The 15,993-nt window shown below is 34.5% G+C and carries 19 protein-coding genes; 11 read left to right on the forward strand and 8 right to left on the reverse strand.

The annotated features are described in order from the left end of the window. Positions 1–151: 151 nt before the first annotated feature. Together MNO09_RS27010 and MNO09_RS27015 are read right to left on the reverse strand one after the other, a co-directional pair. Positions 152–1,390, reverse strand: coding sequence for a type I restriction enzyme HsdR N-terminal domain-containing protein (locus MNO09_RS27010; RefSeq protein WP_000273336.1), 1,239 nt, complete (start codon positions 1,388–1,390; stop codon positions 152–154). 172 nt (positions 1,391–1,562) lie between these two features. Beyond that, positions 1,563–2,123: a nitroreductase family protein gene (locus MNO09_RS27015; protein WP_000214815.1), complete on the reverse strand. Its 561-nt coding sequence runs from the start codon at positions 2,121–2,123 to the stop codon at positions 1,563–1,565. Positions 2,124–2,355: 232 nt separating this feature from the next. On the opposite strand from MNO09_RS27015, the gene MNO09_RS27020 reads away from it, so the two are divergent. The 9 genes from MNO09_RS27020 to MNO09_RS27060 all read left to right on the forward strand — a co-directional run bounded on the left by MNO09_RS27020 (position 2,356) and on the right by MNO09_RS27060 (position 9,052). Then, on the forward strand, positions 2,356–2,961 hold the full coding sequence (locus MNO09_RS27020; RefSeq protein ID WP_000277000.1) for a hypothetical protein: 606 nt from the start codon (positions 2,356–2,358) through the stop codon (positions 2,959–2,961). Between the two features lie 125 nt (positions 2,962–3,086). Further along, positions 3,087–4,592, forward strand: coding sequence for a spore germination protein (locus MNO09_RS27025; protein ID WP_000489319.1), 1,506 nt, complete (start codon positions 3,087–3,089; stop codon positions 4,590–4,592). Further along, a complete protein-coding gene (gene gerYC / locus MNO09_RS27030) occupies positions 4,589–5,671 on the forward strand; it encodes a spore germination protein GerYC (RefSeq protein ID WP_000789764.1) in 1,083 nt (360 codons plus the stop codon). Before MNO09_RS27025 ends, gerYC begins: the two co-directional genes overlap by 4 nt. Positions 5,672–5,683: 12 nt before the next feature. Then, positions 5,684–6,784 (forward strand): GerAB/ArcD/ProY family transporter, encoded by a 1,101-nt coding sequence (locus tag MNO09_RS27035; RefSeq protein WP_000147538.1) that lies wholly within the window; start codon positions 5,684–5,686, stop codon positions 6,782–6,784. A 52-nt stretch (positions 6,785–6,836) separates the two neighbouring features. Further along, positions 6,837–7,346, forward strand: coding sequence for a PCYCGC domain-containing protein (locus MNO09_RS27040; RefSeq protein WP_000761039.1), 510 nt, complete (start codon positions 6,837–6,839; stop codon positions 7,344–7,346). Positions 7,347–7,466: 120 nt separating this feature from the next. After that, complete coding sequence (locus tag MNO09_RS27045) at positions 7,467–7,715, forward strand: YhdB family protein (RefSeq protein ID WP_088107442.1); 249 nt, start codon at positions 7,467–7,469, stop codon at positions 7,713–7,715. A gap of 164 nt (positions 7,716–7,879) precedes the next feature. Next, a complete protein-coding gene (locus MNO09_RS27050) occupies positions 7,880–8,299 on the forward strand; it encodes a disulfide formation protein C (protein WP_000532262.1) in 420 nt (139 codons plus the stop codon). Positions 8,300–8,311: 12 nt separating this feature from the next. Continuing rightward, positions 8,312–8,764, forward strand: a complete 453-nt coding sequence (locus tag MNO09_RS27055) for a thioredoxin family protein (protein ID WP_000738443.1) — start codon at positions 8,312–8,314, stop codon at positions 8,762–8,764. 72 nt (positions 8,765–8,836) lie between these two features. Then, positions 8,837–9,052: a DUF1540 domain-containing protein gene (locus MNO09_RS27060; RefSeq protein ID WP_001115397.1), complete on the forward strand. Its 216-nt coding sequence runs from the start codon at positions 8,837–8,839 to the stop codon at positions 9,050–9,052. Positions 9,053–9,085: 33 nt separating this feature from the next. Here MNO09_RS27060 and MNO09_RS27065 read toward each other — a convergent pair whose 3' ends face one another. The 3 genes from MNO09_RS27065 to MNO09_RS27075 form a co-directional block, all read right to left on the reverse strand. Continuing rightward, positions 9,086–9,337: a hypothetical protein gene (locus MNO09_RS27065; protein ID WP_000834190.1), complete on the reverse strand. Its 252-nt coding sequence runs from the start codon at positions 9,335–9,337 to the stop codon at positions 9,086–9,088. 104 nt (positions 9,338–9,441) lie between these two features. Further along, the gene (locus MNO09_RS27070) at positions 9,442–10,203 is read right to left on the reverse strand and encodes a L,D-transpeptidase (protein WP_000732018.1); all 762 of its coding nucleotides are present in this window, start codon (positions 10,201–10,203) and stop codon (positions 9,442–9,444) included. 67 nt (positions 10,204–10,270) lie between these two features. Next, positions 10,271–11,137: an SDR family oxidoreductase gene (locus MNO09_RS27075; protein WP_001136293.1), complete on the reverse strand. Its 867-nt coding sequence runs from the start codon at positions 11,135–11,137 to the stop codon at positions 10,271–10,273. Positions 11,138–11,338: 201 nt separating this feature from the next. On the opposite strand from MNO09_RS27075, the gene MNO09_RS27080 reads away from it, so the two are divergent. After that, positions 11,339–12,640 (forward strand): NCS2 family permease, encoded by a 1,302-nt coding sequence (locus tag MNO09_RS27080; protein ID WP_000482729.1) that lies wholly within the window; start codon positions 11,339–11,341, stop codon positions 12,638–12,640. On the opposite strand, the gene MNO09_RS27085 is transcribed toward MNO09_RS27080, so the two are convergent. From MNO09_RS27085 to MNO09_RS27095, 3 genes are all read right to left on the reverse strand, one after another. Beyond that, positions 12,637–13,044 (reverse strand): hypothetical protein, encoded by a 408-nt coding sequence (locus tag MNO09_RS27085; protein WP_002096840.1) that lies wholly within the window; start codon positions 13,042–13,044, stop codon positions 12,637–12,639. The two genes, MNO09_RS27080 and MNO09_RS27085, sit on opposite strands and share 4 nt — an antisense overlap. Positions 13,045–13,226: 182 nt before the next feature. Beyond that, on the reverse strand, positions 13,227–14,081 hold the full coding sequence (locus MNO09_RS27090) for a patatin-like phospholipase family protein (protein ID WP_000892705.1): 855 nt from the start codon (positions 14,079–14,081) through the stop codon (positions 13,227–13,229). A gap of 128 nt (positions 14,082–14,209) precedes the next feature. Beyond that, positions 14,210–14,659 (reverse strand): MarR family transcriptional regulator, encoded by a 450-nt coding sequence (locus MNO09_RS27095; RefSeq protein ID WP_371400099.1) that lies wholly within the window; start codon positions 14,657–14,659, stop codon positions 14,210–14,212. 152 nt (positions 14,660–14,811) lie between these two features. On the opposite strand from MNO09_RS27095, the gene MNO09_RS27100 reads away from it, so the two are divergent. Then, on the forward strand, positions 14,812–15,993 hold the full coding sequence (locus MNO09_RS27100; protein ID WP_000748684.1) for an MFS transporter: 1,182 nt from the start codon (positions 14,812–14,814) through the stop codon (positions 15,991–15,993).

A 15,993-nucleotide genomic window follows, 5' to 3' on the forward strand; every position in this document is an offset into this window, starting at 1 on the left:
TTATTATAAAACTATTCAAAAATAACGTTTTAAAGTTAGCTCTTTGGAAAATTAAAAATTCTCCTTTCTAAACTTTTAAATAGTACTACCTTAGACTCTCAAAGATAAATTTCTTTCCTATGTTTTAATATCCTCAAAGAACCTTAGTCGTTCATGATTTTCGTTTCAAGCTGTGGCTAGAAGTATATTCCTTTCGAAACTCATCTCTTAATATCGCATACTTAATCAAATTTGCCACAAAGAGTTTTACATCTCTGTGCTTCCACTTAAATTCTCTAGAATGATCTAATACTCCTAGAATAATTTGATTGTCTTCATTTACTAGCTCAGGTGCTTTCTTTTTTATAAATTGAATTACTTTATCTCTTTTGACAGCCCCTTTTTTCCCTGCTGTCAAAGTACCATCGTGCCATATCATACATTCTTTTTTTCCTACAGACACATATTTATCAATACTTAATTGCAAGGAATTATGACTCTTATCAAAATCATCAATTGCAACAACCAAATAAGTTATCCCTTTTCGTGTTCCATAAACTGGGTCATTTATAGTTTTTGCTGTGGCAAATATAGACATGCTAACAATTTGATGGTTCCCTTCTTTATCTTCAACAATAAAGTATCGATAATCTCCTGGATAGGTTCCACCTGCTGCATTTCCATAAGACATGTAACGCAATCCACCATCTTCAATTAAATTAATATCATTAAAAGATTGAGAGCGTAAAGAATATCTTTGATCTTTTAGTAAACCCATCAAGTTAACAATAAAATTACGTGACTGGCTAGGGGTATCTTCTCCAATCCATCCCTCGGTTTTAAATTCTTCTATTATTCGCGAAGAATAATTACCATAAAAAACAGGACGCTCCCATAATCCATCCAGTTTCTCCTGAACAACTTGAAGTTTTTGTCTCTCAACTAGATCCTTATAAGATGGGAGAACAGCTAAAGTTTTATATAATTCGGTACTTGTACAATATGCTTGAAAAATAGTTTCAATACCATTAGTAACCATAATCATATCCGCCAAAATCATTTCATCATAACGAATAACTTGATTAAAAACACTGTCTGTTAATGGAACTAGATTTGCTTTACATTCTATAATTAACACAGGGATAAGTTGATTATCCCTTTCGCTATAAACAATAATATCAGCTCTTCCTTTTAAGCCTTTCTTAAAATAAGACATCGGTACTTCAACCTCAATATATTCATTCGGTACATGCATATCTTTAATTAAAAATTGAATAACTTGTTGCCTCACTATTTCTTCTGGAGTAATTAAAATTAGTTTCTTTCTAATTGGATCAAAAAAGCATTCTTTTCCGTTTCTGATAAAAATTTTTGGAAGTTCGTATTTATTATATTTTATACTTTCATACATTTTCCCCACCCAATCCAATCTTTTATATTTATCCTTGAAAATATTCCCACTTAATTTTACAACAAAAAGAAACTAAATGAATTATTATTATCGACGTTCGCTCTCATTGCTTTCATGAGGATTGATTGCATAATAAAAAGACATCCTCATAAAAACGAGAATGTCTCATCTATTAACCTTCAATAATCTCCATCTTCTCCGTAATCGGTGTACGAGCTTTTCCTTCTGGTGCTTTATCGAAATAGCCAAGGTGAAGAATTCCAACGATGCGTTGACCTCTTGTTAAACCAAGTCCTTCTATAAATAATGGATTGTAGTTTAATCCGCCTGATTTCCAAACACAACCTAATCCGCGTTCCCAAGCAAGCAGTTGGAAGTTTTGCATAAATGCACATGTTGCAGCGTAATCTTCGTCGCGTTGAATTTGACGTGGATCTTCATTAATATAAACAACAATTTGTGCAGGCGTGCTTAAGAAACGATCTGATAAAATTTTGCCGCGTTTCGATCTTTCTTCTTCTGTGAAAGAGTTTAATACTGCATCTACTAATTTTTTGCGACCTTCTCCAATGTATAATTTACAATTCCATGGTTCACGGTGTTTATGATTCGGTGCCCACGTTGCGTCGTTTAATAGTTCAATTAATAACTCGTTATCTACAGCTTTATCTGTGAATGTACGTACAGAGCGTCTTTCTTTAATCACATTTGCGATGGAAGTATATGTAGTCATATTTTTCTCTCCCTTATTTTCATCTATATGTATACATTTGTTATTGATATTGATTTTCAATTTCGATTATACCTTAGTTTTTTACTATTAATCAATGTTTTATGTTGGAAAACTTCCAAAAACGTCATTTTATACTGTGAATAAAAAAACTTCATTTGTTCACAAGTATTTCACATTTTATGGAAATGATATGTGTACAGTTTTCCACATTATCCATCTAGGAGGAATTTATATGTACAAAAAAATCATAGTAAGTATGACTATGGCAGCATTATTATGTGGGATATCTACCTTCCCTACTTCTGCTTCCGCTACCACGCCAAAAGAAGTAACATTGCACCATCATCATAAGCCTATTTCAGAAGAAGAAATGCAGTCGCTCGAAAAGCTCGGCTATAACAAACATGAAATTTGGAAAGCTGCTCATATTGCAAAAATGAGTAAAAAAGAAATAAAAGACGTTTTAGCTTACTATAAACAAAATAAATCTTGGGAGAAAACAGCCCAGCATTTCGGTGTAGATCCAAGTAAGTTGAAAAAGCATCATATGAATAAAGAGACGAAAAAAGCACTGCTGCAAGAATTAGCAAATATGCAAAAAGCTACACCAGACGGACTCAAACAAAAAATGAAAGAATATAATATCGGATTACGTCAACTCACAGTATTAACAATCATCTCTCAAAAAAGTAATACCCCTCTCGATGATGTACTAAAAATGAAAAGAGATGGAATGGACATTAAGCAAATTGCAGAAAAACTAAACGTGAAAAAAGAAGATATACGAGCAGAAATGATTAAATTAGTGAAGTCTATTAAAGAAAAGAACACAAATTAACATGCCAAAAAGGAAGAGATATTTAATACTCTTCCTTTTCTTTATGAACTTTCAATTTTCAAGTATAAATTCCCGTCTTTCCCAAAAACTAACACAAGTAAATGATGTATGTCAGGGGTGAGAAAATGTTTCGTTTATCATCTAAAAAGAAGAAACAATCCGTTTGCTCTGTTCCAGAATTCATCCACACTATGAAAGAATCCAGCGATTTTTCCTCTTATAATGTCATAGAGGATGGGGCATTATGTTTGTTTTATTATAAATCCACAGTAGAATCACTTATTATCAATCGATTCATTTTAACACCTATCAAAAAAGAATTAGATCGCATTCAAAATATAAATGACATAGCAAATATCGTCACACTTGAGGAGATTATCATCAATCCTTCTATTGATGATATACGTGAAAAACTATTAGGTGGCCATGTACTCTTGCAGCTAAAAGTTGATTCCCAAACAGCCGAATATGCACTGATTCGTGCTGAAAGTTTAGCTTTAGGTACACGATTATATAACGACACAGAAAATGAATATAGTGTCATCGGTCCCAAAATTGGATTCGTTGAGAATATTGATACGAATATACATTTACTTCGCCGAAGCATTGTAACAGAGCAATTAGTTTTCAAGGAGCTTTCCGTTGGCTCTATTTCGAAAACAAAGATTGTAGTCGCTTATATGGCGGATATTACAAATGAACAGCATGTGAACACCGCAATGCAACGCCTACAAGATATTGATTTTGATTACCCTTTTGATGCAACTATGATTGAACAGTTTATTAGTGATAATAGTAACTCCCCATTCCCTGTTTTACTACCTACAGAGCGTTTAGATCGATCCGTTTATGCATTACTGAATGGAGGAGTCGTCATTTTAACAGACGGTTCACCATATGCATTAGCTGGACCCGCAACACTACTCGATTTCTTCGTCTCTCCAGAAGACTATTATTTACCATGGATAGCAGGGTCATTTCTTAGATTAGTTCGTTTTTTTGGAGCAGCATTCTCTCTATTTTCATCAGCTATTTATACAGCTGTATTAACGTATCACTATCAAATGATTCCAGCAGATTTACTCGGCCCTATTATTTATTCTAGAGCCAACGTACCATTTCCACCTGTTTTGGAGGCACTTTTTTTAGAAATTACAATCGAATTACTGCGCGAAGCTGGGGCGCGTTTACCGACTAAAGTCGGCCAAACGATTGGTATTGTTGGCGGCATTGTAATTGGGCAAGCATCTGTTGAGGCTGCTTTAACGAGCACCATCTTATTAATTGCTGTTGCGTTGTCTGCACTAGCTTCTTTTACAACACCAACAGTAAAAATGTCTTCTACTATCCGGATATTACGCTTCCCTCTCATCATTTTAGCTGGAGCATTTGGAGGTGTAGGGCTTATCGTCGGATTTGTATTCATATTGGCTCATTTAATTCGCTTAAAATCACTTGGATCACCTTATTTATTACCTTTATACCCATTTCGCGGGTTAGGTACAGCTGAAGGACTCCTTCGCCTTCCATTTAGTCAAACTGCAGGACGTGCTTCTTTTCTAAGACCAAAAAAGAAATGGCGCTATGATCCAAACAAAGCGAAAGAAAAACACGACGGTGAGGAAAAATGAAAAATATTTTATTCTGCTTTTTCATTATCATTTTAATTTTTCAATCTGGTTGTACAGAAGCAAATATAGTTGATACACAGCGAATGATTCACGTAGGTGGATTCGATATAATAAAAGATAAAAAATTTCGCGGGACAATTTTATATCCCGATTACACAAAAGGCGTACAATCTAAACCAGAAACTCAATCAACCCATGCAGGTACAATTGAAACTATATCTTCCCTTCTAAACGCCAAATCGCCACATACGATTGCCGTAGGTCAAATGCGTGTTGTCCTATTTGGAAAAGCATTTGGTGAACATGGACTTGGAGATGTTATTAACAACTTACAACGTGATCCTAACATTGGACGAGATGTACAACTAGCGCTTGTAGATGGTTCAGCAGAAGAATTACTTAAACATGTCAGAACAAATGGATCACTTTATCTATCTGATTTACTGGAGCAAAATATAAAAAACGAGACAATCCCGCGGACAGCTTTAAATATTTTTTTATATAACTTCTATTCATCTGGATGCGATCCATTTCTTCCTTACATTCAAGTATCAGAAGACAAATCTGCTTCCATTAAAGGACTAGCTTTTTTAAAAAAGGATAAAGTGGCTATGTATACAGATAAGAAAAGGTCTTTTTTATTTAAATTACTCATTAATCCAACGAAAAATGGGCGTTACGAAGTTCCGATACGTCAAGGTAAACATAAAGGATTGATTGCTACTCAAAACTTATCTGGAAAAAGTGTATGTTCTCTTTCACCAAACGGTGATATTCCGAAAGTTAACATACACTTAAAATTAAATGGACTCATAAAAAATGCTCCTAGTTGGCTTGATTTATCAAAGAGTGAAAATGTAACTTACGTAAAAAGACATGTAGAAAAAACACTTGAGAAGGATTTAAACGAATTAATACAAACATTCCAAGAAAAAAAAATCGATCCAATCGGTATACGTGAAGAAATTCGTAGTCATTCAAGAAAATGGAGCATGAAACAAATTCAAGATATGTATCCTAACGTAGACGTTGCTGTCAATGTAAAGATTAATGTCATACAATCTGGTATCGGAGAATAGTGAGGTGCTATCATGACTGGACAAGATAAAACACATACAGTTTCCCCGTATTTCACATTCCTTCTATTACACTCTCTTCAAATTGGAGTAGGGGTGTTAGGATACCAAAGGATTATTGCGCAATTTGCCGGTTATGACTCTTGGATTTCTCTTATTATCGCTGGTATTGCAACTCATATCGTATTATTTTGTATGCTGAAAATGTTAGAAAAAGATAATGATTTAATGAATATCCATACGACATGTTTCGGAAAGTGGATTGGAACATTTTTTTCCGTATGCTTTGCGGCATATCTTCTATTATTTTGCCTTACTGTTCTTCGTACATATATTGAAGTTATTCAAGTTTGGGTCTTTCCTACAATTAAACCGTGGAAATTAACTTTACTATTTTTACTTGTAGCTTATTACATAATTAGAGGCGGCTTTCGTTCTGTAACAGGAATATGTTTTTGGGGCGTCATAATACCGATTTTCGTCCTGTTCTTCTTAGTTTTCCCAATGAAATATGCGCATGTTCGTAACATCTTTCCAATTCTAACTCATTCACCTTTAGACATTTTAACTGCAGCGAAAGCATCTGCATTAGAATTTCTCGGATTTGAAGCAATCCTTGTTTTTTATCCATTTATTAAAAAAGGAAAATCGTTAAATAAATGGGCACATGGTGGTATTGCTTTTACGACGCTCCTCTACGTAATATTAGCCATCGTTTCCCTTATGTACTATAGCCAAGGGCAACTACATCATACAATTTGGCCAACCTTAACGATGCTAAAAATTATTAAGGTGCCTTTTATTCAAAGGTTTGAGTACATCATTATTTTCATATGGTATCTTATTATTTTACCTAATCTTTGTTTAACCATTTGGTCTTCTTGTTGCATTAGTAAAAAATCTTTTCACATACCTTTTAAAATCACACTGCCATTTTTTATCGCAGCTATCTTTATTTCGTCCTTATTTTTTACAAACCGTGAAAGTATCAACACATTAAATACAGTACTATCTCAAGCTGGCTTATATATTGTATACGCCTATATCCCAATTTTATTTCTATTTCATTCACTACGATGGCACTTCAAAAATCGTTCAAAAAAAGCTTCTCCCTAGGTGTTTTAGTCTGATACAATTTGATTAATACATTTGTAAAGGGGACAAGCGTATGAAGAAATATGTATTTTCTTTACTTGCAGTACTGAGTTTAATTCTTGCTGGTTGCGGAAGCACTAGTACAAATGAAAAGAAATCATCTGAATCAAAAGAAGAGCATGACCACGCATCGCATACTCAGCAAGCTGACATTCAAGAAAAAACAAAAGGAGTCGACACACTTCCTACCTTCCTAGACAAGCTTGATCCACAAATGAAAGATATCTACACTGTCGCTGGGCAAAATGCAGAGCTATTAGATTGGATTCCATGTTACTGCGGTTGTGGTGAGAGTGTAGGACATAAAAATAATAAAAACTGCTTTATTCGTGAAATTAAAAAGAATGGTGAAGTTGTTTGGGATTCCCACGCAACGACTTGTGTCAATTGCCTAGAAATCGCAGTTGAATCTGCTTCCATGAAACAAAAAGGAAAATCAACGCTGGAAATTCGCAACTATATTGACAATAAGTATAAAGAAGGATACGGAAAACCAACACCTACGCCAATGCCAAAAGCTTAAAAACGAGGATACACCTCGTTTTTTCTTTTCATTCACTTTTTTTCTTAACAAATTCTTTCAAGTGTATTTCTCCTTACTTGTCACACACTATATATAACTCCTCAGTAAGGAGGGTACACAGTGCAAACATATAACGACTATGACAAAGCTCTCTATTACACGTATAGCTGTAATTGGGATAAATTACTCGTTCTTATGGTTCAAACGAACGATCAACTATTTTCTAAGCGTATTGAACATTTTTTACACGCTTATCAATACAGTAAAGAAATGTCAGAAGTTGATAAACAATTGCAGCTCCTATTTCAATATATTGACCATGCATCCCAAAAGTCACATATAGAAGAAGTAGAGCAAATTCAAATGTAAAATATAGCGCTATTCTCTTCAGGAGAATGGCGCTTTTTTAAATATCGATATCAATAAAAGTTTTTCCTTATAAAACTTTTATTGATAAACATATTTTTTCTTTCTTTTCTGTGCCACTTCATACTATAATTTAGTATGTAACTATTATAAGAGAGGTATAAAATATGGGACGAGAAAAAAAGCAAGAATATGCTTTACTTACCGCGTGGGGAGCTTCTTTTATCGCTACACTAGGAAGTCTTTATTTTTCTGAAATCATGAAATTTGAGCCTTGTGTACTTTGTTGGTATCAACGTATTTTTATGTATCCATTCGTTTTATGGCTTGGTATAGCTGTAGCAAAGAAAGATTATCGCATCGCAAGTTATTCTTTACCAATTGCAAGTATTGGTGCTTGTATTTCTTTATATCACTACGCAATTCAAAAAGTCGCAGCATTTTCAGCTGCTGGAGCAGCTTGCGGACGTGTACCTTGCACCGGAGAATTCATAAACTGGTTTGGTTTTATTACAATCCCGTTTTTAGCACTTATCGGCTTTATTACAATCGCTGTTTGTAGTTTTATTGTAATAAAAAACAAATAAGGAGATGAAAAAATGAAAAAAATGCTTATATTTGGTGGTATTATTATCGCCTTGTTTGCAGCAATTTTCGCTGTCACACAAATGGAAGAAAAAAACGCTACTAGCCAAAAAATTGATAATGCTACTGATAGTAAGACAAATGGCCCTGACTACTATACAAACAAAATCTCTCTTTCAGATCTTCAAAAGAATTTAAAAGAGAACAAAGAAGAAACAGTATACTTTTATCAAACATCTTGCGTTCATTGTCAAAAGCTATCTCCTGTCGTAGTACCAATGGCTAAAGACTTGAACGTTGATATGAAAGTTATGGATATTGAAAAACTAGATGTTCCTTGGGATGAATATAAAATTAAAGGAACTCCAACAATCATTCACTTTAAAGATGGCAAAGAAGTAAGCCGTATTAGTGGTGAACAACCGGAAGACAAATTAAAAGAATGGCTTGAGCAAACGAAAAAATAACGAGAAAAGGAAACTCCTTCTACACATGAAATGGGCGTAAAATCCCAAACTAATGTATAAGGAGGGGGTTTTATGCCAGAAGTGAAATGTTCTGTTTCCAATTGCTCATTTTGGGGACAAGGTAACTTTTGTCAAGCAAGTGCAATCATTGTTCAACCAGATGCACAAGAATCTAGTTCGAATACAAATGATTCATATACAGGCGCAGTTTTAACAAACGAGACGCTAGAAAGTTCTGTGGCAACGAGTGTAGAAACTTGTTGTCATACTTTTAAGCCAAAATATTAAACAAAAAAAGCATACGATTACTCGTATGCTTTTTTACATTCCTCTCCAAAAATCATGCATGATAAAAAAGTACAAAATAACGAGAACAACTGTCCCACATAAGGTAATGCGCCGATATATACTCTTCTCTCCTTCTCTTGCTTTCACAAATGCCCAAATAAATCCGAAGAACAATATTAAATCAACATATGGAACATAAAAAGAAAAAACGAGAAACGCATACAAATACACGATAAATAAACAGGTCGTTACTAAGAAAATTTTAAAAGCAAATTCACTTTTCATAATGTAACCGCCCCCCTATCTGTACTGTATTATATTCAGTAAAATACAATAGTTGCAGTTAAACTCGAAGTAGAAATAAGCTACCGTCTATAATACGGTAGCCATTACGGAATATTATATTTCCGTTTATATATATTACTTAAAGTCGAAGTAGGAATTTGCTCATAACGAATTTTTTCTCCTGTTTCATCCACAATATACAAATTGTTTCCTATATAATATACTCCATCTTTTCGTTTTGAGTACACTGCATATCTTTCGTTCGGCAATACTGTTTTCACTTTCGTTAACTGCCCATTTGGTTCTTGCCAATATATATCGGCACGGTCTACTAACGTAAGTATACCAATTTGTTCTTCTTCTATTTTACGACCACTCCAACTCACAACGCGGTAACCAAGCTTATTCGCTTCATATTCGGGACTCGTATGAAAACGAGAAATGATTACTTTTGTCTGTAATTGGACTCGGTCATATAACCACTGTATATCCCTGTCATGCATGCGAATACAGCCATTTGATTCCCTACTTCCAATCGTCCATTCCCGATTTGTCCCATGAATCGCATATTCATTCTTATCTAGCCCAAGCCATCTCGTACCAAGAGGGTTATTCGGTGCACCCCCAGCTATTTTTTTCCGATGGTATTCTTTATTTTTATATTTAGTTATAATACAAAAATTACCTTCAGGCGTAGGCGTACGATCTCTTCCAGTTGTTACGGGGAATGTTTTTGTATAATTTCCATTTTCAAAAAAAGACAACTGGTTTGTCGTAAGATTCACTAATATTAAATGATCTGTATCAGCAAAAGCACTAACCGGTAGGATGAAAAATAATAGTATGACGAAACATAACTTTTTCATCTATAATCCCCCCTAGCGCTCACTATAATAAGTGGAATTAACTTTACTTTGCTCTTATAAATGAAAACTATCCATTTACAATAACGCCCCCATTTACATGTATCATTTGCCCGGTAACATAGGATGAATCCCCAGACGCTAAGTATACGTATGCTGGCGCTAGTTCATATGGTTGACCAGGTCTTTGCATCGGAACATTGCTCCCGAACTGAGAGACTTTCTTCTCATCAAAGCTCGATGGGATAAGTGGTGTCCAAATTGGTCCTGGCGCAACACCATTTACACGAATCCCTTTTTGCACTAACGATTGAGAAAGTGATCTTGTAAAAGCTACGATTGCTCCTTTCGTTGCGGAATAATCAATTAAAGTTTCATTTCCTTCATACGCAACGATAGACGCCGTATTTATAATGACATCCCCTTGCTTTAAATGAGAAAGTGCTGCTTTCGTAACGTGAAAATAAGAAAAAATGTTAATACGAAAAGTCTTTTCTAGCTGTTCTGCTGTAATATATTCTAGTCCTTGCTGCGGATATTGCTGCGCGACATTATTTACTAAAACATGTAAACTACCTAGCTGCCGGACAGTCTCTTGTACAATATCTTTACAATGCTGTTCATTACTTAAATCACCTGGCAACAATACACACTTTACACCTTCTTTCTCAACATATTGTTTCGTCTCATTTGCATCTCCCTCCTCATCTAAATACGCAATCGCAATATTTGCACCTTCTTTTGCAAAAGCAATGGAAACAGCTCGTCCAATTCCGCTATCTCCACCTGTAATTAATACATTCTTTCCTTTTAACTTTTCACTTCCTTTATAATTTGGATCTTCAAACTGCGGAAGTGGATTCATTAACGATTCAAGACCAGGCTGTTTATTTTGATGTTGCGCAGGCATTGTTACAAAGTTTTTTTGCTGTGGCATAGCTTCTTTCAACTCCTTTTCCTTATAATGCGCACAATAAAAACTGAAATTCACACATCATGTTACGATTAATATTCGAATTTAAGACACAAAATATGAATTGTTGTAAACTTTTTAAGTAAAACTATTGCAAAATAGTTAAAAAACGAATATTATATATAACTGTTGTGAAAATTATTCGTAAACAGAAAGGATGTTTATATGTTTAACCTTTCAAAACATAAAACTTCTATTAAAACTGAAATTATGGCAGGTATTATTACCTTCTTAACAATGGCATATATCATTGTGGTAAACCCTGTTATCCTTGGGGATGCAGGTGTTCCATTTGAACAAGCATTTACAGCAACAATTATCGCTGCTGTTGTCGGAACATTATTTATGGCGATCTTTACAAACTTACCAATCGCAATTGCACCAGGTATGGGATTAAATGCTTACTTCTCTTATTCTGTTGTAAAAGCTCATGAAGGCATGACTTTCGCAATTGCATTCTCTGCTGTATTCGTAGCAGGTATGATCTTAATTTTGTTATCATTCACTTCTTTCCGTACAAAATTAATGGAAGCAATTCCTGAAAACTTAAAACATGCAATTACTGCTGGTATCGGCCTTTTCATTGCCTTTATCGGTTTACGTTTAACAGGTATCGTTACAAAAAATGAAGCAAACTTAGTTGGACTTGGTGATCTTCACTCTGCTCCAGTTCTACTAGCATTAGCTGGACTTGGAATTACAATTGTCCTTATGTCTTTAAATGTAAATGGTGCACTATTTATCGGAATGCTATTAACTGGTATTATCGCTTTCTTCACAGGACAATTAACATTCTCAAACGGTGTTACATCAATGCCTGGATTACCAGAAGGAATTATCGTTTCAAATCCAATTACTGCTGTATCTGATGTAATTAACTACGGATTGTACGGCGTTGTATTTTCATTCTTCCTTGTTACATTATTCGATACAACAGGTACATTACTTGGCGTAGCTCAACAAGGTGGATTTATGAAAGACGGAAAGCTTCCAAAAGCTGGACGAGCTCTTCTATCTGACTCATTCTCAGCAACAATCGGTTCTATGTTCGGAACAACACCATCAACAGCTTACATTGAATCATCTGCTGGTGTTGCAGCTGGTGGTCGTACTGGTTTAACGACTGTTACAGTAGCTGTTCTATTCGCACTAGCAGCATTCTTCGGACCATTAGTAAGTGCTGTTTCTGGCGTATCAGCTATTACTGCACCATCATTAATTATCGTTGGTAGTCTTATGATGGGATCAGTTCGCCACATCGATTGGGACGCATTTGATGAAGCATTCCCAGCATTCTTAGTAATCTTAAGCATGCCACTTACATCAAGTATCGCAACAGGTATCGCACTTGGATTTATTTCATACCCACTTATGAAAGTGGCAAAAGGTAAATTCCGTTCTGTTCACCCACTTGTGTATGTATTCGGAATCTTGTTCGCTTATCAATTAATTTTCTTACCACATTAAAATCCCTCATAAAGAGGGATTTTTTTATACATAAAAAAGTAGCGCATCGAAATTCGATGCGCTACTTTCCTTTTGCAACAATCAAACGAGCTACTTTCAATGCAAGAAGTAAAAGACCGTTCACTATCGCTGTAATCCCTAAAAATGCCGCTATCATTAGCTCTCCCAAATTCATGGGATCCTAATTTATCCGAGGCACTTTCAATATATGTATAACTCCCATTTGAATTAATAAAAGAAATCGCTACTGAACAGCGGGATGCATTTTGATTCGTAGTAGTTTGGGCTCTATAAGATAATAGATTATCACTTTTATTAACGCTTAAAGTTGAGTAGAAGGCACTGGTTGAGATCACTGTTGCTAATAACACGAAAGTTGTAATTGTAAAAACTTTTCCCTTCATTAACAATCACCTCTTAAATGAATAATTTAGTGGTGCTACATCGTCATAGTATCGTTCAATCGAATGCTCCTCAATAAGAAAACCAGATGTTTTACAAACTCTTTAAACACTTAAACATTTATACATCTTTTTAAAAGCAATATAAAAAGGCTGCGGAGAAACTCTTCTCCACAGCCTAATACTTATTTTTGTAAAAACGACTGTAAATTTGCAAACTGTCTCTTTGCATCTTCATAGCCTTGCTCATATAGATTTTGTAGTTTTGCCGTATCTTTTTCCATACGATCTACTTGAAGCTGTACTTCTGGACGAATAACAAATAAGTTCCCAGCTTGCTCTTCTTTTTCAATGTAGTGAAGTGTTTCATTATATACTTCATAACGATTCAACATCGTATTAACAAGTTTCGGATATTTTTTATAAGCTTTCGCTGCCACCCATCCAAACTTTGATTTTTTCTTAGCATAACCTTGATTTCTCGTTAAAATAACGACTGATTTTTTAAATCCATCTTCTTGCGCTTTACGAACTGGAATCGGATCCGAAATCCCGCCATCTAATAACTGCTTACCACGGTAATTTACTACAGGTGCAATGAAAGGTAATGAACTAGATGCTTGTAATAAATTTAGTGCATCATCATTCGTTCCCTCTTTTTCAAAATAAACAGACTGTCCTGTTTCACAATCTGTTGTACCTACAAGGAAACGCTCTGGACTATTAAAATATGTTTCAAAGTCAAACGGGACATGTTTTTCTGGAATTTCATGAAAAATGAACTCCATATCAAACAATTGGCGTTTTCTCCATAAATTTTTATACGATAAATATTGTGGGTGTGATGCATAATCAATATTTACTGTTTTATTTCTATTTCTTTGTCTGGAAAGATACGACGCTGCATGACAAGCACCGGCTGATACACCAATTACATATGGAAAATATAAATCTTGTTCCATAAAATATTCTAATATCCCGCCCGTATATACACCACGCATACCGCCGCCTTCTAATACTAATCCCGTATTTTCAAGCATGTTATTCTCTCCTCTTTATATATTGACTCTTTAATTATTCACTATGTTAAGTATCTTTCTCTATTATATATGAGTTTTTTTAGAAATTATATTCAAAAGGCTTGAAATAAAGGAGTTTTTTCTTCCAATTATATTTCCAGATGTTTGGAGACATCCTTTATAAACCTTTGAATAAAATTTTGCTCTTCTTCCGTATATCCATCTAACAGTAGCAGCCACTTTTCTTCAGCTTGTTTATGCAATTTATCATGAGCTTTATATATTTCATTTCCGCTTTCCGTTAAGCGAAAGAAAATTTCTTTTTGATTATCTAACATTTGCATCTTCTCAACGAATTGCTTTTGAAACAACTTTGTACAAATTTTAGAGATTGCACCCTTTGTCATTCCCATTTCTGTCGTAATAGCAGTTACATTCATCAGAGCATTTTTTCCGATACACTCGATCACATGTAATTCAGATAAAGACATACCACTTATACCTGTCTCACGAAGAAACTTCTCATTTTGCCCTTTCGAATGTTCTTCTTTTTTATGCAAAAGTGTACGAATGTCCGAAAGTATTTCCATTTGTTTCATTGTACGTTCCAATCCGTTCGCCCCCTAAGTTTCCAAAGAAACAATTTAACTATATACCATTTTAAAATCATTTTTTCATATTTACAAGTGAGAAAATCATGTTAAAATAAATTTAGTTTCCCGGGAAACTAAATAACAAGGAGGTTAACATGATGAAAAAATCCAAACTACATTTCATTTTATATGTTGTCTGTATGAGTGCCTTACTCGGTTCCTTCGCTCAAAATATTTACACACCTATCTTGCCTATGATTCAAGCTTCTTTTCACACTTCTCTTTATCTAGTAAATTTAACAGTTTCACTATTCACATTCGTTCTTGCAATTATGCAGCTCATATACGGACCTTTAATTGATACAAAAGGGAGAAAATATGTCCTTATCCCTAGTTTAATCATTAGTACAATTGGTTCAATCGGATGTGCTTTTTCGGCGAACGTTTATTTTTTTCTATTTTTCAGGGCTGTTCAAGCTATAGGAATAGCAGCTATCCCTGTAGTTGCAGCAACGATTATTGGTGATTTATTTGAAGGAAAAGAACGCGGAGAAGCGATGAGCCTGTATCAAATGTTACTTGCTCTCGCACCTGCAATTGGCCCTCTTATAGGTGGTTATCTCGGCAGTATAAATGGCCATTTATACGTATTTTTATTTTTATCTACACTTGGCATTCTCTTATTAATTATAAACATTTCACTACTTCCAGAAACAAAACCAACTGTAATTAAGCAACCGCAAGCAAAAAAGAGTTACTGGTTTATCTTAAAAAATAAAACTGGATTTTCTATTAATCTTATTGGCTTCATTCAATTTTGTATTTACTTTTGCTTCCTCGTTTTTTTACCAAACATTTTAACAAATTCATTTCACTTAACTGCAAGTAAAATTGGTCTTATATTTGTACCGATGTCCCTTTCTATTATGTTAGGAAGTTATTGCTACAAGCTTTTGCAAAAATGCCTCACAACAAAGCAAGCTTTATTCATCACTAGTTTCTTCAATATTATATGTGTCACTTTATTCTCTTTCACATATAGCATCAATATCTCATTCATCATTATCGTTACATCTTTATACGGTTTTAGTATGGGACTTTCTATGCCAACTCACACTACTTTATTAACGGAAGAATTCGTACAAGAACGCGCAACAGCCATCGGTATGTATAACTTCATACGCTATCTCGGTATGAGCACAGGGCCACTTGTAGGTGGATTTCTTGTATTTAATCAAAATTACTTTTGGATTTTCTTCCTAGGTGCAATTACATTTCTATTTATCATTTTATGCGCAATGAAAATGCTACGTTTTCAGGCTGTACAAAAAGCAAAATAG

The sequence above is a fragment of the Bacillus sp. N5-665 genome (assembly GCF_022637375.2).
In the GTDB taxonomy this organism is placed as follows: Bacteria; Bacillota; Bacilli; order Bacillales; family Bacillaceae_G; genus Bacillus_A; species Bacillus_A wiedmannii.